Here is a 17473-nt window from a genome sequence, read left to right as displayed (position 1 = left end):
CGAGGCCGCTCGCACGATCAGCGACCTCTGGGACACGATCCGACGAGCCTTCAGACGCTTCACGCCAGCCGAATGCCGCCGCTATCTCGCCGCCGCAGGCTACGACGCGTATGACCCAACCTGATCGGATGCCGCTCTAGGCGTACCGAAGGTTTCACCCCGATCGAGACCAATCCTCGGAGGCGGTCAGGTCCCGGTAGGCCAGACCGAATCCAGTTTGTCCGAAGCCGTTGCCGTTGTAGAAGAGCAGCGTCCGGCCCTCAACCTGACAGGTCGCGCCGAAGCACGTCATTTCGGAAGCCCAAGCCTGGCCTGCGGTATCGATTACCTGGACGAGACGAGACCGATCAACTTTGCCTTCGTCCCAGGGGCACATCATCAGCGTGTAGGCTTGTTCGGTCCGAACCGAGACCATCAAGACAGGTTTATACCCTGGGAGCATCTCGACGCGCGGACGACCGAAGCCAATCTCGCCGCATGCCTCATCCGGCAGCAACACATCCTCCGCTGGGTCTGACCAGTGGATTCCATCCGCAGATCTTGACCGACGGATGGCATATCTCGGGAGCATCTTCCCGGACGGGCTCCGGACGAAACGGTTGCCACCGATGTAGAGGATCTCGAAGCGGTCACCGATCCGCCGGACGAATGGGGCGGTCCGAAAGTAGCCTTCGTCGGACGTTGGAGGGAGGACGGGTTCCGCCTTCCAGCGCGCAAAGGTCTTGCCGCGATCTTCGCTCACCGCTAGGCCCGCTAGTAGCGTGTAAGGAACATCCTGCGTTAGTCTGCGCCAGCCAACGTAATACAGGCGCCAGACCCCATCGACGATGTCGAGATGACAGGGATTGACCCCGTCAGCGTCAAAACACCCCGCGGCTCCGAGATTAAGCACGGGAGTGGGATCAAAATGGATCACCGGGTGCGGATGGTCCAAGCCCAGATCGACGCAGAAGATGCGCCCGCGCAGGTCGGCGTCGCAGGACGAGAAATAAACTCGGATGCGGTCGGACAGCACGATTGGCGTGGGCAGCATGGCATGCGTCTGGAGCAAACCTGAACCTAACGCCTCAAATCGCAAACCAAGGTCGATCCATTGCTTCTTCATGCTGCCATCCTTCGTAAACACTTTGCGACGAAGTGCTTAAAAATAAAATTCTATGCGTAATTCTGAAGCACCGCATCCAGATAGTCGAGATCAATGCGGTAATTATCATGCGTCAGCTCGAGCGAGCGGCGCTTCTTCTCGTCACCGAGGCGATAAGCCTTATGCTCGCCGGGGACGGCCAAGTAACGACATTTAGCAAATGTCGCGAGACTGCTGAATGTCGAGAACTGAACGGCGAACGGCGAAACGAGTCCCAGGACAAGCGTGTCCGGGGATGCGAAAACGAGGTTAGCGAATGCGGCGCCGATCGGACCAGCAATGCAACGCGCGGTCCTGAAAGCCTCGACTTGCTGCGCGAAGCTTAGCTCGCCTGGATTGACGATCTCGAAGTCATGCCGGCGAAAAACTGCTTCTACGTCCTTTGCATTAGTGATGTTACGCCCAGCGGATCGGCCGAGATAGAGCCTCCGAGCGGGTGAGGCCGCGGGCGTCGGTATAGCGTCTAGTACTCGCTTTCGAAGCCAAGACAGACTTGCGTAATCGACAGCGGCGACCGCCCAGAACTCGATGTCGGGCGTGTCTGGAATGAATGTCATCAAGGATGGTACGTAGAGCGTCTTCACGTCGAGTCGCTTGCCGTGCTCGCGGATCGTAGATGGACGATCCGGGAAGAGCAGCTTCAGAGCATCAATTTCCTGTGGGAATAGATCGTCGCTCAGGATGAGCGGGACGTCCTTCGGTATGGACGCATTGTCCACGATGTAGCCTTTTGTGGCGTACTCGATTAGAAAGTGGAAGTAGTTCGCCCCGCATCGCCCGATCAGAAGTATGCCCGCATCGATCGACCGATCGGCTTCTTGCGGGACACGGGCCAAGACCCGGTCGCCCTTGGAGCCGAAGCAGGTGATAACGAACTCGCATTGGCGGCTCGTGTAGCGGAATGTCGGGTCCGCCTCCGGTTCATAGACTACGAAAGCGGAATGGGAGACGATCTGAGCGAAGCCGAAAATCGACGCGTCTTGGATTGACGCGCACCAGAGTTCTGGCTTGCGCAGTCGACGAGCGGTCGGAGGCTGCGCGGACAGGGCGACTTCGGGATCCGAGAAGTTGAACACGCCAGCCTCCGCGAAGCTGCGACAGTCGATCCAGGGCACTGAATCCTGCCCGATCCGCACGACGGTGTAGATCGAGCCGAGACCGGTGCCCGCCCCTCCGCTCCGACGTACGGTTGATCCGGACCAAAAGGCCAGGATGCGCGCGAGCGCGAGGACAAGCCGAAGCTGTAGACCGAAACCGCGCCGAGTCGAGAGTTGGTTGATGCGATAGCGGAAGCAGTCCGTGATGTCTTGGCGACCCCGCCCGAACATCGCCAGAATGGCGACAAGCACAGGTGACCACGCGTAAATCCGCGCCTCTAAGCGCGCGTTAGGCGCGCGCAGCGGCGGCGCGGACCAGTTTCGGGCGAAATGCGCGACCGGATCAACACCCGCCGCCGCCACATCGGGATTTCGCGCCAAATAGAAGGCTGGATCCACGATGCGCTGTGCGATGCGCTGGGTTAGGTGTGTAAAAGCGAACGTCATACGCGCGAATCATAGATGTTGGGCCGCCGCCCAAACAGAGCGGGTTGATCGCGCCGCGGCCGAGAGCCGATGCGCATCCATTTACGCGAAGCGCTGCTGTGCGGAATGCCGCTCGATCGTCTGCCGCTGGGCGGCCTTGAACGCATCGTAAGCTGAACGCGAGAAATGGAAAAAATAATCCTGTTCATTCTTGTCAATTATCTTGGCGCCCGACCTAAGATGGAAGGCGACGACGTTCTCGTTCTCCCGCCGGACATCGAAATGGGCATGTTCGAATCCGAAATGCTCAAAGCCTAGTTCGCATACGGCGAGCGCTGAATAAACGGCAAGCCCGATGACCGGCGGCGGAACTAGAATCCAGCTCCCCCAGCAGAAAGATCGTAGACCGTTGATCGTGCGGAAATCGTACATACGCACTGTGCCACGGTCCTGCCCACCCGATACGATAATAAAGTAATACTGTTTCCCAGCGGCCTCATCGTCCTTGTACCGCGTCAACCAGGAGACCTGCTCCGGGATGCTTGTCGACGGAGCATTCAGGAAGCGGCTGAGCCGTGGGTCGGATCGCAACCGATAGATCAGCGGCCCGTCAGATGGTTCGGCCAAGCGCAGGTGGGAGCGTCGTGATGAATCGAGTTGAATTGTTCCGCGGAGCCTGTTGACTGACATGACCTGTCCGTACTGCATACCTTATGCTGCCCGAAGCGCGGCCGCCTCGCAATCCCGCGGTTCGCCGATTTGTATCGTCGACTCTCTCACGTCTGCTCGTGAGCGCCAAGTCCGAGCCTCTGGCACATCGCGGTCACGGCCGTGGCCGCTGATCGACCCAGGCACCTTGGCGATACCGCTGGATATCTGGCACCATGTCGCAGGTCACCTGCGTGTGTTGCAGAGCCGTAGAGACAGGACGCACTATCATCCAATCACCGCCTCCATGGCTCGGTCGAGGTCAGCCTTGGCGATCGCAAAATCGAAGCGTGACCAGATCCAGTATCGATCGGCGCGCGCCAGGGATGCGCCTGCGCAGAGTACATAGGATTGGCCAATCGCGCTGGCGAGGCTGGTGAAGGTCTCGCTCAGAATCGCGTCGGCGGAAAAGGCGAGCACCTTCGTGGCGGGCGGTGCGAAGACGAGATTCGACAGGGCCGCGCCGCCGGGGGCAGCGACGATCTCCACGTCAGAGAAAAGCTCGATTTGCTCGTCAATGCTCATGCCTCCCGGATCGACGACAGCAAAACCGGCACTTCTCAGGCGTTCAATGACCTCCGGCTCGTTCAGAAACCCGCGCTTCACGGCTGCGCTCGCGCGCGTCAGGTAGAGGCGCTTGCCAGGCCTGACTACGGCGGTCGAAGCCCCAGGGACGAGTCGGTCGCGAAGGAACCGGACCGCCTCCGGATGGACGACGAGGTTCTTGGACAAGCGCGGGGGGAGGACTAAACGGGATACGCTAACCGGGCGCGAGAAATCTACCTCACAGAGTCGCGACGGCTCGACGCCGACGCGCTCTAAAAGCTTCCGCTGCCAGGGTGCAGCATTTCTATCCACCAAGATCGACACATCGTCGTAGGCGGAGCCGCCAGTCACCGCCTCGACACGCGGCAGATCCTCCAACAACCAATGGAAGTAGTTGCCGTTGTTGCCGATGAAGCAGGCCTTCTCAATGGGTGCGGCCACCGGTGTCGCCAGGGTGTAGATAGCCCGCTTCTCGGCGATCGTTACAATTGCGGAGCAGAACGTCTGATCGTGGCATCGGCGCATATGTGACTCGCCGGCCAGGAGCGCTGTTCCACCCACCAGCACGGTACCGTATTCCGGCAGCAACTGCGCCGTTCGCAGCTCAAAGAGGGACGCCGACGGCAAGGACAAGAGCGTTCGTACCTGTGATGCCCGACCGCCGTAGATCAGAGCATAATTTACGGTCAGAGACCGTGCGTCGGCCATCAATCGAGATGTGACGTGATCCGGACTGATGAAATCCGCGTCCTCTCCCACAATGGTCGCAAGCCCATGGATGTTTCGCTCGCCCGCCTCGCGAACGGTTTGCTGGAATAGATCGAAACCAGCCTCCGAATCCTCTCCGAATAGAGCGAAGGCTTGCGCATAGCGCGCGACGTCGTTGGCCTGATCGAGGGTCGCCAAATGCACGGCCGCATCGCGCGCCGAGGACCATTGTCTCGCCGACAGGCGCGCGAAAGTGAGCAGAAGCCAGAGATCGGCCTCGTGGGGTTCCAGGGCAGCGGCCATTTCAAGCAGCGCGATCGCATCCTTGAAGGTCCGGTCATGCCATGTCTGACCGACGGCCAGATCGAGAATCCTGGCCGGATTGATGGCCGCTCGGTGCGATGCGTACTCACTAAACTCGGACGCCCAGATCGCTTGGACTAGATAGAGATCGCCGAGGGTCAGTAAGGCTAGGGAGCGAAAGCGGTCGGACCGCTCTAGATCCCGACAGAGCGCCTCGGCATCCGAGAACAGCCCAATCGCCTTGAAGCTGTTGGCGAGATAAAGCTTGATGCTGGGTCTCGGTGCCGCAAGCACGCGCGACAGAAAGTTGTCCGACTGGGTGCGGGCGAAGGGTCGCGTCAGGAACGTGACGGCAGCTAGCGGGACATCCTCAAAACCCTCAGCCCAGAATCTTTGAATTGCGGTCACGACGAAACGCACCGGGCCGATCGCCTGAGAGCCCGGCGCAAGCGGCACACGGGGTCGGAAGACCGCGTAAGCGAAACATCCAAGGACAAATACGCACAGTCGGACAGAGCGGCCCACGCGCGCATCGCGCTCAGTCCGCGCCCAAGCCGGATCCATCCAGCGCACCATACGGGAGCGCCGCGTCTCGTCGACCGCGAGCGGCTGCCGACCGGCGCGGAAGATGAACCGCTTGCGACCACCCTTGCGTCCAACGTGAAGGAAGTGGGCGACCGAGCCAAATTCGCTGGACGCCACATCGGGATAGACGGCAGCGTACCGTTCCGACCAGAAATCAGGCCCGGTTTCCCTGCCCTCGCGCTCACCCCAATTCATATAATGATGAAGCGCAGTTCTTTTGTTCGCAATAATATCCGGATGATTTCCGATATCCGGATAAGCTTCAAGATAGAACTTTGTTGAAAAATACGGATTCGGGTCGCGCAGAAACGCATTACTGTTGATAATATAGTCGTAGAGTGGATTGATATGACCAAAAAATCCTAATCGATAAGTGCGCAGATACCACTTTGAGTCAAACAAAGGGTTCGGAAAATAGCCTTTTCGCGCCCCGAATCTTACATAGTGGTCGAGGGGATCTTCCGCGGAGCGAAGGTCGGAACCATATGTTTTCATATACCATGTGCGATCGAACAGGCCGCTTTCCTCAATCATGGTCGTCATGCGACGGCGAAGACCGGTCCTTTGCGCCGTATCAGGCGCCGTACCACGCGCGGCCCAACCGCGGGGGCTCAACGTTCGACGAAGACGTGCTACCAGCTCCTTGACACAGTCCCGCCGACTCGGCGACAAACGGTCCGGCGCTTGTGACTGTCGAAAATTCACGCCTGCTCTCTTCCGTGACCAGAGACGACTCATGAAGCATAGCTCTTGCGACGATATTGAATATTGACTCCGTAATCGCGGGAATTTTTCTTGAAATAAATATGAGATTAACGCTCCGAGTCCCACGATTTAAGCATGCGCCGCAAAGTTTGCACGTTTATCGCGTAGTTCTCCTGCCTTAGAGACTGAACATTTCTTCTAGACCGAAAGATATCACCGATACGCCAGTCGCTCATCAGCCGAATACAAGGACATTCGGCGAACACAGCCAGATTTTGAAAGAGAGTAGAGGTTCTTGCATGCCGAGAGCCGAGATGGATGATCGCTGTTCCGGGCGTGCAGAAGATGGTGTTGGCGAAAGCAGCACCGACCGGGCCTGCGATATGTGTCGCTTCGGCGAAGAGCCGAACTTGCTGTGAAAAGCTTAGGCCGCTGGGATCAATGCTCGTGAAGCCGTGGTCGATGAAAGCGGCCTCGACCTCCGCGGCGTTCACGATGTTCCGGCCGCGCTGCCGCGAGAGATAGAGCCGTGGGATCGGATCGAAATGTTCCTGCTCCGGCGGGAGCGCTGTCAGAATCCGATCGCGTAGCCATTGCAGGCTCGTGTGACGCAGTCCCTCCTTCTCACAATCGGCAATTTCCAGGGCGTCGGGAAAGAACGTCATCAAAGATGGGATATGGAGGAGATCGACGTCCAGACGCTGCGCCGTCGAAATCCTGATCAGATCCCGTCTGGGAAACAGGAGACGGATCGCCTCCAGCTGCGCCGGGAAGAGGTCGTCCGGAATGATCAACGGTATGTCCGTGGGAAGGCCGGCCCGCTCGATGACGTAGCCTTTCGTCAGGTACTCGATCAGAAAATGGAAATGGTTGTTGCCGCAGCGGCCACCGAGGAGAATTGCCTGGTCGACTCGAGTCGTGGGCCGGTCGGGTAGGCGCGCAACCACCTTGTCATGGCGCGGCGAGAAGCACGTGATGACATGTCGATACTGCCCGGCCGTATAGGACAGGCTCGGATCCGCCGCCGGCTCATATCTCAGGAATCGGTCATGGGCAGCAACCTGCATGCTGCCGAAGACATTGGCTTCACGGATTGATGCGCACCAAAGAGCGGGAAGCGTGACCACGTGCGCCTGTGGCGACTTGGGATCGCGCCAGAGCCGGGGGCCCTCGAAGCGGTAGACCGTTGAAGGATCAATCTGACGCACCGTCAGCCAGGGAAAGGCGGACGTCTCGAGGCGTGCGACGGGCAGCACCTTGCCCAGGATCCTATCGCGATCGACCGGGTCCAAGGTGACGCGCGTTGGGTTGGCGGTTGACAGCATGCGGGCCACCCAGCGCGCGAAGCGATATTCGGTGCCGAGATTGCCGCAAGCGAGATACTGGTAGCGCTCGACAAAGCATTGCAGCCAGTCCGTGCGCCGCTTGCCGAACAGCAGAGCGGCAAGACCGAGCAGCGGCGCACCGCGGATGATGGCGCGCTCCATCACGGCGTTGGCCGCCCGGATCGGAATGGCGAGCCCGTGCTCGGCGAAATGCTGGACCGGATCGATGCCCGCAGCGCGGATATCGGGATAGCGGTTGAGATAGAAGTCCGCGTCGACGAGCCAGCGCGCCGCCAGGAGACGGAAGCGCGCGCGCCAGTCTGTCCTGAGAGCAGTGAGCATGCCGATTCTCAATGTCCGGCAGTTAGTGACTGAATTGGCCCGCGCCCCGAGCCGCGCGCTGCAGAGCAAGGCCAACTAGGCCGCATGGACATGCGCATTGGCGCGTTCGGCCACAATATGCCGGATAATCGCGCAGATCCGCTGGGCGTTCGCTGTCCCTAGATGCCCATAGAACGGTAGGCAGAGAACTTGGTCGCCAACCCGATGGGCGACCGGAAGGTTGTCGCTCCTGCTGTCGGTGAAATCGCGGTAGGGCTCATACTGACTGCAGAGCGGGTAGAAATAACGACGAGCGAACACGTTGAATTTCTTTAGCTCATCGTAGACATAGTCGCGACTGACTTCGGCCAGGCTTTGGTCGATGCGAAGGCAATAATACTGAAGACTGTCGGTCTCGAGATCCAGCACGCGCGAGGTGGTGACCCCAGGAATCCCGCCTAGGTGGTCACGGTAGGTTTCTGCAAGTGCGAGGCGCTTGGCCTTCTCGATTACAATCTCGTCGACCAAGCACAAGCCAATCGCGGCCTGGATCTCATTCATTTTGCTGTTGATGCCGATAGCTTTAACGGTCATCTCGTCGGCGATCCCGAAGTTTTTCAGCAGCTCCAGGCGCCGCTTAATCTCGCCATCGTTCGTGACCACGGCTCCGCCCTCCGCGGTGTGGAAGAGTTTGGTGGCGTGGAAGCTAAACATTGTCGCATCGCCGTAGCTGGCGATAGGCTGGCCGTTGACCCGGGTCCCGAAGGCGTGGGCGCCGTCGTACAACACCTTGAGGCGGTGCTTGCGCGCGATCCGCTCAATCGCCTCTACGTCGCAAGGATTGCCGTAGACGTGAACCGCGAGGATGCCGGTGGTGCGATCCGTGATCGCGGCCTCGATCCGGGCTGGATCGAGGGTCATGGAATGCTCCTCGATATCGGCGAAAACCGGCCGGATGCCATGCCAAGCGAGCACGTGCGGAGTCGCCGCAAAGGTGAAGGGCGTCGTGATGACCTCGCCTGATAGGTCGAGGGCCTTGACCGCCGTCATCAAGGCATTTGTGCCGTTGTTGAACAGCGCGATGTGACCGTCGCCTAGGTGAGCGTGTAGCCGCTTCTCCAGTTCCACGTGCTGCGGTCCGCCGTTCGAGAGAACGGCGCTCTGCCAGATGGCCTCCAGATGCTTCGCGAAGACCGCGAGTTCGGGCAGCATCGGACGGGTGACGTAGATCGGCTGCTCGAACGATCGCGGCTCAGCACTCATGAAACCTCCTCGCGATGTTCGGACGCGAGACCGACCATCTGGAAAACTAGAATTTAGAGAGACTGAAGTGACACAGCAATCGGGCGGAGCTGAGGCCGATCAGGCCGGTTTCGGCGCCGGGGCGACGATGTCCGCCCGGGGCCAGATCGTCGCGTTATCAGGCAGCGCGCGCAAGACGTTGCAGCCCATACCGACCGTGACACCCTGACCGAGGGTGAGGCCCTGGAGGATCTTGGCGAGCGGCCCGACGAGGCTGTCGGCACCGATCGTGCAGCGGCCGCCGACGAAGGCGCCGGGCGAGATCGTGGTGTTGTCGCCGACGACCGTGTCGTGGCCGACGATGGCCGCCGAGTTCAGCACGCAGAAGCGCCCGAGCCGGGCATCGGCGTTGACGATCACCCCGTGCGCCACGAAGGCGCCGGCGCCGATTGCGACGTCCGGGCTCACGATCGCGCGGGGCGAGACGAGGGCGGGGCAGGGGAGGCCGTGGCGGTCGAGCCACGCGATCAACTCGGCCCGCGCCCGGATCGCGCGCCGGCTCACGCCGCCGACCGCCAGGACGACGCCGTCATACTCCGCCCGGTCGGCGAGCAGCGCGTCGAGATAGCCGCGGTAGCGGCCGACCTGGACCTCCGGAGCGGTCGAGTAGGTATCCTCGACCGTGTGGCCGAGGGCGCGGGCGATCTCGGCGATCTCCTTGGAGAAGCCGCCGCCGCCGATCAGCGCGAGCCGCTGCGCCGTCCCGGTCACAGCACGGCCCCGCCGTCGACCCGCAGGATCTCGCCGGTGATGTGCCGGGCCTGGGACGACATCAGGAACGCGATGGCGTCGACCACGGACTCGACCGTCGCGGCGCCCGCGGGGCTGCGCTTCTCCAGCGCCTCCTTGAACTCCGCGCCGTACAGGCGGGCATGGGCCTGGGTCATCTCGGTGTCGAGCCAGCCGGGGGCGACGCCGACGGCGCGCCGGGGGGCGAGTTCCCGGGCGAGGCCCTTGATCAGGGCGTCGAGGCCTGCCTTGGAGGCGGCGTAGGGCACGATCGCCGGCTCGGGCCTCTGCGCCGCGATGGACGAGACCGCGCAGAACACCGCGTCCCGAGTCGAGACGCGGGCGCTGCCGAAGGCGGCGGCGAACAGGGTCGGCGCGACGAGGTTGGTGCGATAGAGGCGCTCGACCTCCTCCACGCCGAGGCTGCGCATCGGCTTGATGACCTGGACGCCCGCGCAGTACACGAGCCCGGTCAGGAGCCCCCGCTCGGCCACCACCGCCTGCAGCACGCCGCCGATCGCCGGAAGGTCGGTGACGTCGGCCGCGACGGTGGCGCAGCCGAGGGCCTCCAGCTCGGCGAGCCGGTCCGCTCGCCGGGCGAGGGCGGTGATCCGCGCCCCGCCCGCGCGGAGGCGATCGGCGACGGCGCGGCCGATGCCACTGCTGGCCCCGACGACGAGGACGTGCCCTCCCGGCTCCGACATCGGCTCCGACATCGCGCTCAGGCCTGCAGCTTCGCGCCGGCCAGCGCGATCAGGTCGTCGGTGGTCGCCGCCCCGGCAATCCGCTGCGGATCCACCTCGAGGCCCAGCGTGTCGTAGAGCGCCATGATGTTGAGGATGCCGAGCGAGTCGAAGGTCTCGATCTCCCCGAGGCTCTGACCGCGGGCGAGCGGCCCCGGCTGGTCGAGGATCGTGCCGAGTTCGTCCAGGAATGCGCCCTCGGTCATCGGGTGGTCTCCTCGTAGGTCATGACCGGGGGCGCGAAGATCCGGTCGGTGGTGATCGTGCAGGCTCCCCAGCTCAGCCCGACCCCGAAGCCGGCGAGCAGCGAGCGCACCCGCCGGCCCGCATAGGCTTCCGCGAGGAAGCCCGAGATCGTGCCGGGGATCGAGGCCGAGTTCTGGTTGCCGTAGACCGACTGGGTGCCGGTCGGGAGCTTGCTGTCGTCGAGCCCTAGGCGGCGCTGGAGGTTCTTGAGGATGTACTTGTTCGGCTGGTGCAGGATCAGGAAATCGACGTCCTCGGCGCGCGTGTCCGAGAAGGCCAAGATGCCCTCGATCAGCGGCGGGACGCGCTTCAGGGTGAAGTTGAAGACCTGCGCCCCGTCCATGTGCATGGTGCCGGGCTTGCCCGCATCCTCGGCGTCGGCCCGGAGGCCGCTGTGCGGGATGAACAGGGCCTTCTCGCCCGAGCCGTCGCTGTGGAGCTGGAAGAAGCTCTCGCTCGCGCGCCGCTCGATCAGCACCGCGGCGCCGGCATCGCCCATGATCGGCGTGATCGACCGGTCCCCGGTCGCGACCATGCGGCTCGCGACGTCGCCGACGCAGAGGAGGACGCGGTCGAGGCCGGATTCGACCAGGCTGTAGGCGACCGACAAGCCGTAGACGAAGCCGCTGCAGCCGAGGCGGATGTCGAAGCAGAGCGTGTCGGTCCGCATGCCGAGGCGGTGCTGCATCCCGATCGCAGTCGACGGGGAGCTGTAATCCGGCGTCTGTGTGACCAGGATCAGCCCGTCGACGGCGTCGGGCTGCAGGTCGAGGCCGCGCAGGAGGTGGCGCGCCGAGTGCAGGCAGAGATCCGCCGTCGTGGTGGCGGGATCGGCGACGACGTGCCGGGTCGCGAAGCCCATGGCCCGCTTGAGGCGCTCCGCCTCCTCGGGGGCGAGCCCGAGGCCGGCCGCCTCGTCGTCGAAGGCCTGGACGCGCGCGCCGACCGTGGTGACGAGCCCCGCGAGGGTCGCGCGCGAGAACCGCAAATCAGCCATGCTCGACCGTCTCGGCGACGTAGTCGATCCAGCCCTGGAAGCGGCGGAGCGGCGACTTCGTGCTGTCGAGGATGCTCTCGTTGGCGAGCGGCACGTAGCGGCCGACCGTCCGCTCGATCTCGGATTCCGTCTCGAGGAGGAGCTCGACCACCGCGAAGGAATCGAGCCGCTCGTAGACGTCCTCCTCGGGCCTGGGATTCTCCAGGTCCGGGCGCCCCCAGGTCTCGACGAGCCGCGCGAAGGTCGCGCGGGCAGCCGCCTCGACGGCGCCGCGGTCACTCCGCGACGATGTGGATGTAGGGGGTGTCATCCGGTCCTCGTGTCAGTCGGTACGTCTTGCCCTCGGGGCCAGCGCTCAAGGGTTCGAAGCCGTTGTCGTCGAGGAAGCTCTCGACCATCCGGTTCTTCGCGCTCGGGCGATACTGGGCCCTCAGGTCCCGTTCACCCTCCTGCTGGCAGACGTGGCGCAGAATTTGGGCCTCGATGCGGCGTCCGAGCGCCCGGCAGCTCATCAGGAACGTCTCGAGTTCGCCGCCCCGGACGATGGCGACCCCGACGATGCCCATGTCGCCGAACCGGTCGACCACCCGGGCCGCGTAGACGCCGCCCTCTCGCATGGCGGTGGCGACCTCGTCCTCAGTGTAGCGCCGCGTCGTCAGGTTGAACTGGTTGGTCTTGTTGATCAGCTGCGTGACCCGCCGCAGGGAGCCCGGGTTGTTGCGGGCGACGTGCACCCGGATCTCGAGGGAGGCGAGGTACTCGTCCATCGAGGCGGCGGAGCGCTGCAGCTCCTGGCGCTGGGCCTCGCCGCGGTACTGCTCGGTCTTGGCCAGGTCCTCGGCCGTGACGTTCCGGGCGCGCAGCGACGCGATGCCGTCGAGGAGGGTGAGCGCCTGCTCGGGGCGCGTCCGGTCGAACAGGTGGCACTCGACCCCGGGGAGCCGGGCGCGGACCTCCTCGATCTCGAACGGGTTGTCGTCGAGGAAGATGAAGCTGTCGAGGCCGAGGTTCAGGGCCGCGGCGAGGTCGCGGATGTTCTCGCTCTTCTCCGTCCAGTTGCTGCGGTAGGCCACGAAGTCGTCGAGGCGGAGCGGCATCGCGCGCTGGGCGAAGACCGCGCGGAAATCCTCCTCGTTGTTCTTCGTCACCGCGCAGAGCAGGATCCCGAGGCCCTTCAGGCGCAGGAGCTGGCGCTGGAGCTGCGTGTGGACGATCCCCGGATAGTCGCTGTCGACCTCCAGGTTCTCCACGCCGTCCTCGCCGACGACGCCGCCCCAGAGGGTGTTGTCGGCGTCGACCACCACCACCTTGCGTCGCGCCCGCAGCCGCGCCGCGACGGCGTCGGCGTAGCGCTCGTTGAGCGCGTCCACGGCGGCCGGGGCGTAGGGCATCTGGTACATGTACCGGTTGCGCTCGCGGAAGGCGTTAGCAAAGCCGAGCAGCGCCAGGGCGCCGGCGGCGTCGACGACGCTGACCCGCTCCTGCGCCCGGGCGAGGTCGAACAGCACCGCGTTCACCCGCGCCAGCGCCTCCAACTGGTCGTGGAGGTCGCTCTCGACGGAGGAGACCGGCACGAACGGCACGGTGTTGAGGATGATCGTCCCCGGCGCCCGGGCGAGCCGCGCCGAGACCAGCTCGGCGAGGCCGCGCGCGCGGGCGACGGCCGCCTCGTCCGGGGCGACGTCGAAGAACCAGCGGTGGTCGAGATGCACGATCAGGACGTCGGCGGCGGCGGCTCCCGCCAGCACCTGCTCGATCTGTCCGATGGGGAGATGCTCGCACGAGACCGTGGCGAGATCCGCGAGGCGGCCCGCCACCTTCCCGAATGGGTTGGTGACGATGTTTCCGACGAAACCGATCGACAGGGCGCGAGCCGTGGTCATCCTCGATACCGGTCCCTGCGACACCCTGCGGATGCCTGCCCTCCGGCGATCGACCGGCCCCTTTCCGTGCGTGCGAGCGCCGCCCTCTTGCGAGATCGCGTGCCATAAAGCAAGGGGCCGGGCATCCGGCGGCCGGCCAGCCCGGCTGGGGCGTGGACCGGGCGGGGACCGGCCGAGGAGGAGCTGCGCGATGAACGGATCCGGTTCGGACGAGGCCGCCGCGACGACGCGGACCTGGACCGAGGCCCATCAGGCCGCCTTCGCGCGGGCGACCGGCGACGTGAACCCGATGCACATGGACGCGCGGATGGCCCGGCGGACGCTGGCCGGCGAGCGCGCCGTCCACGGCGTTCACGCCGCCCTCTGGGCCCTCGATGCCTGCGCCGACGCCCAACCCCTCGACCGGCTCGCGACGCTCCAGATGCGGTTCGAGCGGTTCGTGCTGGTCGGGGACCGCACCGTCCTGACGGTCCACGAGGCGGACGCGCGGCAGCTGCGCCTGTCCCTGGCGGTGGACGGCGTCCGCGCCCTGACGATCCAGGCGACCTTCGCGGCGGGCCGGGCCGCGGCCCAACCAGTCGAGGCGGCGCCGACCGCGATCCCCACGGAGCCGGTCGCCCGCGATCCGGCGGCGCTGCCGGGCCTCGCCGGGGCCTTCGCGCTGCCGGACCCGGCGGCGATCGCCGCGCTGGCGCCGCGCCTCGCCCGCGCCCTCGGCCCGGGCCGGGTCGCGGCCCTGGGCGGCCTCTCGACCCTCGTCGGCATGTTCGTGCCCGGCCTCCACTCGATCCTCTCGAAGATCGACGTGACCGTCACCGAGGGCGGCACCGGCTCGAGCCTCGGCTACGCTGTGAAGCGGTTCCAGCCGATGCTGCAATCGGTGACGCTGGACGCCGTCGGCCCCGGGCTCGTCGCCCGGGTCGAAGGCTTCGTCCGCCCGCGGCCGGTGGAGCAGGAGAGCCTGCGGGACCTCGCGGCGCTGGTGGAGCCGGGCGCCTTCGCGGCGGTGTCGGCGCTGATCGTCGGCGGGTCGCGGGGCCTCGGCGCCGCGACCGCCAAGCTGATCGCCGCCGGCGGCGGGGCGGTCTGCATCACCTACGCGTCCGGCGCCGACGAGGCGGAAGCGATCGCCCGGGAGATCCGCGACGCCGGCGGCCGCTGCCAGGTCCTCCGCTACGACGCCGCCGAGCCGGCCGCCGCGCAGCTCGCGGCGCTGGCGATACGCCCGTCGCAGCTCTACCATTTCGCGACGCCCCGCATCTTCCGCCAGAAGCGCGCCCCCTTCGAGCCGGCCTGCCTGGACGAGATGATGCGCGTCTACAACACCGCCTTCTACGAGCTGAGCCAGCTCTGCCTGGAGCGCAGCGACGCCGTGGCGGCCTTCTACCCGTCGACCAGCGCGATCGACGAGGCGCCCCGCGACACCCTGGAATACGTGATGGCCAAGATCGCGGGCGAGACGCTCGCCGCGACCCTGGCGCGCACGCTACCGAACCTGCGGACCGTGATCGAGCGGCTGCCCCGGGTGAAGACCGACCAGACGGCCACGATCTTCCCCGTGCCGGCCGCCGCGCCCAGCGCGCTGATGCTGCCGATCATCCGGCGGATGTCGGCGGCCGCCTGACCCGGAGGCGTGCCGGGCGCGGGACCGTGTCGGACGGCTCTGTCCGAGCCGGGCGCCGGCCTCACTCGGCGGCGGTGTCGTGCCGGACCTCTTCGTCCGCGTCCGAGTCGGTCTCGACCTCGCCCTCAACGTCCTCGGTACCGTCGGACGCCGCGGCCGCGGTGAAGAAGTCGCCGTTCCGGATCGCCTCGCCGCCGGTGACCAGCATGCTGAGATAGGTGTTGAGGGTGTTGGGCGCGACGTCGGGCAGCCGCTCGGCGATCTCGGCATGCGACAGGCCCTGCGGGCCGGCGGAGCCGAGCAGCGCCTTCAGCCGCCCCTTGGCCGAGTTGGCCCGGGGGCCGCGGGCGCCCCGCCGTCCGCCGGAGGCGGGCGCGGCGCGGTCGGCCGCGGCGGCCCGCGGTCCCTCGGGGGCGTGGAGACCGGAGGCGTCCAGCGGGATCCCCTCGACGATGGAGGTCAGCGCCGCCTCCGCCGCCCGGAGCTTGGTCAGCTCGGCCGCGATCCGGTCGTAGTCGCTCTGCAGCGCGGCCCTGCGCGCCCGAACGTCCACCAGGGCCTTCGTCAGGGTGTTGTCCTCAGCCACCGGACGGCCTCATCCCATGTTTTCGCTGGCTGACGGCATACCTCACAGGTGCCTCCCGGCGTCAACAGCCGCGGAGAGGCGCGCCGACCGCGCCCGGCCACGGGCGCCCGATCCCCGCGCGAGTTGTGAGGACAGCGACCGATGGCTTAGAGACGTCCCTGAAACGCCGATGCCGGCTCGGAGGCATCGGCGCGACCGCCGAATGTCGACGGATCCCGATCTCGGCACGCCGATACCGTAATCGTCATGTCAGAAGGCGAGCTTCCTTCCGCGGGTTCGATATGCGGCCGTCCGCTCCGGGGCGTCGGCCGCGCCGCACCCAGGGGCGTTCACAGATCCCGCAGAGCGAATTATGTCTTTGAATATCTTCGACAAAGGGGAGAATAATGTCATCGACATTGATTCGCGGGATCAGCACAGCCAAGCAGGAAAAATCTACGTCAACGGCGACAACAACTACATCCGCATAGGAAGGGGCTGCGTGTCCGACAAGGACATGCACATCGTCATCGAGTCGAATTGCCGATTCGATGTCGGCGAGGACGTGCGGCTGTCGATGGCCAACATCTATATCGGCCCCGGCTCGGTGCTGCGCATCGGCGACCGGACCGGCTTCACCGGGCTCGTCCATCTCAACCCCGTCGAGGGAAAGGCGATCGAGATCGGCACGGACTGCTCGATCGCGTCGGGCGTCTGGATGACGACGAGCGACTTCCACTCCATCGTCACCCGGGACACCGGCGCGCGGCTGAACCCGGCCAAGCCCGTGCGGGTCGGCAACCACGTCTGGATCGCCAATCAGGCCACGCTGCTGAAGGGCACGGTCATCGGCGACAACGCGATCGTCGGCGCGCACGCCGTCGTCACTGGGACGGTGCCGCCCCATTGCGTGGCCGCCGGCAACCCCGCGCGGATCGTGCGGGAGAACGTGACGTGGCGGTCCGACCTGATCTGACCGCGCCGGCGGGTCGCGCGGGACGCGGGGCAGGGCGTGCGGTTGTTTACCCCGCGCGCGCGTTCCGTTAGGGCGATGAGCCGGCGGCGCGGCACCCTGCCCGGCGCGCCGAGACGCCTTCGATCTAGCCCGCGCGAACACATGCTCACCCGAGCTCCAGGCCTCGAACCCAGCGCCGATTTCGACACGCCCTCCGACGGCGATCGGCGGCCGTCGCGCGACAGAACGGGTGCCGCGCGTTGAAGCAGATCCGCGGCCTGTACCATCGCTGGGCGCGCTCCGGCCCGGTCCGCGCGAGCGGCAACCCGCTGATCCGGCTGGCCGCCCGCCGCGGCCTGCCGGCGGCGGACGATTTCGTCACCGCGGACGCACAGATCGCCGCCCTGGCAGCCCACTTCGACGCGGCGTTCTATGCGAGCTGGTACGGGATCGCGGCCGACCCGGTGCGCGACTACCTCGTCCACGGCTGGCGCGCGGGCCGCGACCCGCGCCCCGACTTCGACTCCGCCGCCTACCTCGCCGCCCATCCCCACCTCGCCC

General features: G+C 65.4%; 15 protein-coding genes and 2 pseudogenes. 4 read left to right on the top strand and 13 right to left on the bottom strand.

Features of this window, described 5'->3' with window-relative positions; all coding sequences use genetic code 11:
• Window positions 1-124 (top strand): annotated as a pseudogene (locus ACLBX8_RS30710) (IS630 family transposase); the annotation flags it as partial.
• Window positions 125-154: 30 nt separating this feature from the next.
• Here the strand turns inward: ACLBX8_RS30710 and ACLBX8_RS30705 are convergent.
• The 12 genes from ACLBX8_RS30705 to ACLBX8_RS30650 all read right to left on the bottom strand — a co-directional run bounded on the left by ACLBX8_RS30705 (window position 155) and on the right by ACLBX8_RS30650 (window position 13768).
• Window positions 155-1105: a hypothetical protein gene (locus ACLBX8_RS30705; RefSeq protein WP_447716325.1), complete on the bottom strand. Its 951-nt coding sequence runs from the start codon at window positions 1103-1105 to the stop codon at window positions 155-157.
• Window positions 1106-1155: 50 nt separating this feature from the next.
• On the bottom strand, window positions 1156-2688 hold the full coding sequence (locus ACLBX8_RS30700; RefSeq protein WP_447716324.1) for a glycosyltransferase family 61 protein: 1533 nt from the start codon (window positions 2686-2688) through the stop codon (window positions 1156-1158).
• A gap of 81 nt (window positions 2689-2769) precedes the next feature.
• The gene (locus tag ACLBX8_RS30695) at window positions 2770-3357 is read right to left on the bottom strand and encodes a GNAT family N-acetyltransferase (RefSeq protein WP_447716323.1); all 588 of its coding nucleotides are present in this window, start codon (window positions 3355-3357) and stop codon (window positions 2770-2772) included.
• Between the two features lie 246 nt (window positions 3358-3603).
• The gene (locus ACLBX8_RS30690; protein WP_447716322.1) at window positions 3604-6060 is read right to left on the bottom strand and encodes a glycosyltransferase 61 family protein; all 2457 of its coding nucleotides are present in this window, start codon (window positions 6058-6060) and stop codon (window positions 3604-3606) included.
• Window positions 6061-6329: 269 nt separating this feature from the next.
• The gene (locus ACLBX8_RS30685) at window positions 6330-7889 is read right to left on the bottom strand and encodes a glycosyltransferase family 61 protein (protein WP_447716321.1); all 1560 of its coding nucleotides are present in this window, start codon (window positions 7887-7889) and stop codon (window positions 6330-6332) included.
• A 75-nt stretch (window positions 7890-7964) separates the two neighbouring features.
• Complete coding sequence (locus ACLBX8_RS30680; protein WP_447716320.1) at window positions 7965-9131, bottom strand: DegT/DnrJ/EryC1/StrS family aminotransferase; 1167 nt, start codon at window positions 9129-9131, stop codon at window positions 7965-7967.
• Window positions 9132-9230: 99 nt separating this feature from the next.
• The gene (locus ACLBX8_RS30675) at window positions 9231-9881 is read right to left on the bottom strand and encodes an acetyltransferase (RefSeq protein WP_447716319.1); all 651 of its coding nucleotides are present in this window, start codon (window positions 9879-9881) and stop codon (window positions 9231-9233) included.
• On the bottom strand, window positions 9878-10603 hold the full coding sequence (locus tag ACLBX8_RS30670; RefSeq protein WP_447716318.1) for an SDR family NAD(P)-dependent oxidoreductase: 726 nt from the start codon (window positions 10601-10603) through the stop codon (window positions 9878-9880). The genes ACLBX8_RS30675 and ACLBX8_RS30670 overlap by 4 nt, the downstream gene beginning before the upstream one ends.
• Before the next feature lie 17 nt (window positions 10604-10620).
• Window positions 10621-10848: a hypothetical protein gene (locus ACLBX8_RS30665; protein WP_010685059.1), complete on the bottom strand. Its 228-nt coding sequence runs from the start codon at window positions 10846-10848 to the stop codon at window positions 10621-10623.
• Window positions 10845-11885: a ketoacyl-ACP synthase III gene (locus ACLBX8_RS30660; RefSeq protein ID WP_447716317.1), complete on the bottom strand. Its 1041-nt coding sequence runs from the start codon at window positions 11883-11885 to the stop codon at window positions 10845-10847. Before ACLBX8_RS30660 ends, ACLBX8_RS30665 begins: the two co-directional genes overlap by 4 nt.
• On the bottom strand, window positions 11878-12195 hold the full coding sequence (locus ACLBX8_RS30655; protein WP_447716316.1) for a hypothetical protein: 318 nt from the start codon (window positions 12193-12195) through the stop codon (window positions 11878-11880). Before ACLBX8_RS30655 ends, ACLBX8_RS30660 begins: the two co-directional genes overlap by 8 nt.
• Window positions 12161-13768, bottom strand: coding sequence for an HAD-IIIC family phosphatase (locus ACLBX8_RS30650; RefSeq protein WP_447716315.1), 1608 nt, complete (start codon window positions 13766-13768; stop codon window positions 12161-12163). The genes ACLBX8_RS30655 and ACLBX8_RS30650 overlap by 35 nt, the downstream gene beginning before the upstream one ends.
• A 190-nt stretch (window positions 13769-13958) precedes the next feature.
• Here ACLBX8_RS30650 and ACLBX8_RS30645 point away from each other — a divergent pair, with 190 nt between their 5' ends.
• A complete protein-coding gene (locus tag ACLBX8_RS30645) occupies window positions 13959-15392 on the top strand; it encodes an SDR family NAD(P)-dependent oxidoreductase (RefSeq protein WP_447716314.1) in 1434 nt (477 codons plus the stop codon).
• Between the two features lie 61 nt (window positions 15393-15453).
• Here ACLBX8_RS30645 and ACLBX8_RS30640 read toward each other — a convergent pair whose 3' ends face one another.
• The gene (locus ACLBX8_RS30640) at window positions 15454-15978 is read right to left on the bottom strand and encodes a hypothetical protein (RefSeq protein ID WP_447716313.1); all 525 of its coding nucleotides are present in this window, start codon (window positions 15976-15978) and stop codon (window positions 15454-15456) included.
• 481 nt (window positions 15979-16459) lie between these two features.
• On the opposite strand from ACLBX8_RS30640, the gene ACLBX8_RS30635 reads away from it, so the two are divergent.
• Together ACLBX8_RS30635 and ACLBX8_RS30630 are read left to right on the top strand one after the other, a co-directional pair.
• Window positions 16460-16933: an acyltransferase gene (locus tag ACLBX8_RS30635; RefSeq protein ID WP_273562990.1), complete on the top strand. Its 474-nt coding sequence runs from the start codon at window positions 16460-16462 to the stop codon at window positions 16931-16933.
• A gap of 239 nt (window positions 16934-17172) precedes the next feature.
• Window positions 17173-17473: pseudogene (locus ACLBX8_RS30630) on the top strand (hypothetical protein); the annotation flags it as partial.

It is taken from the genome of Methylobacterium sp. D48H (genome assembly GCF_053345715.1).
This window is presented reverse-complemented; position numbering and strand designations above follow the sequence as displayed.

Excerpts from the sequence above, each read along its gene's own strand:
- ACLBX8_RS30705 (WP_447716325.1), bottom strand. The coding sequence starts at position 1,105 with ATGAAGAAGCAATGGATCGACCTTGGTTTGCGATTTGAGGCGTTAGGT.
- ACLBX8_RS30700 (WP_447716324.1), bottom strand. The coding sequence starts at position 2,688 with ATGACGTTCGCTTTTACACACCTAACCCAGCGCATCGCACAGCGCATC.
- ACLBX8_RS30695 (WP_447716323.1), bottom strand. The coding sequence starts at position 3,357 with ATGTCAGTCAACAGGCTCCGCGGAACAATTCAACTCGATTCATCACGA.
- ACLBX8_RS30690 (WP_447716322.1), bottom strand. The coding sequence starts at position 6,060 with ATGACGACCATGATTGAGGAAAGCGGCCTGTTCGATCGCACATGGTAT.
- ACLBX8_RS30685 (WP_447716321.1), bottom strand. The coding sequence starts at position 7,889 with ATGCTCACTGCTCTCAGGACAGACTGGCGCGCGCGCTTCCGTCTCCTG.
- ACLBX8_RS30680 (WP_447716320.1), bottom strand. The coding sequence starts at position 9,131 with ATGAGTGCTGAGCCGCGATCGTTCGAGCAGCCGATCTACGTCACCCGT.
- ACLBX8_RS30670 (WP_447716318.1), bottom strand. The coding sequence starts at position 10,603 with ATGTCGGAGCCGGGAGGGCACGTCCTCGTCGTCGGGGCCAGCAGTGGC.
- ACLBX8_RS30665 (WP_010685059.1), bottom strand. The coding sequence starts at position 10,848 with ATGACCGAGGGCGCATTCCTGGACGAACTCGGCACGATCCTCGACCAG.
- ACLBX8_RS30660 (WP_447716317.1), bottom strand. The coding sequence starts at position 11,885 with ATGGCTGATTTGCGGTTCTCGCGCGCGACCCTCGCGGGGCTCGTCACC.
- ACLBX8_RS30655 (WP_447716316.1), bottom strand. The coding sequence starts at position 12,195 with ATGACACCCCCTACATCCACATCGTCGCGGAGTGACCGCGGCGCCGTC.
- ACLBX8_RS30650 (WP_447716315.1), bottom strand. The coding sequence starts at position 13,768 with ATGACCACGGCTCGCGCCCTGTCGATCGGTTTCGTCGGAAACATCGTC.
- ACLBX8_RS30645 (WP_447716314.1), top strand. The coding sequence starts at position 13,959 with ATGAACGGATCCGGTTCGGACGAGGCCGCCGCGACGACGCGGACCTGG.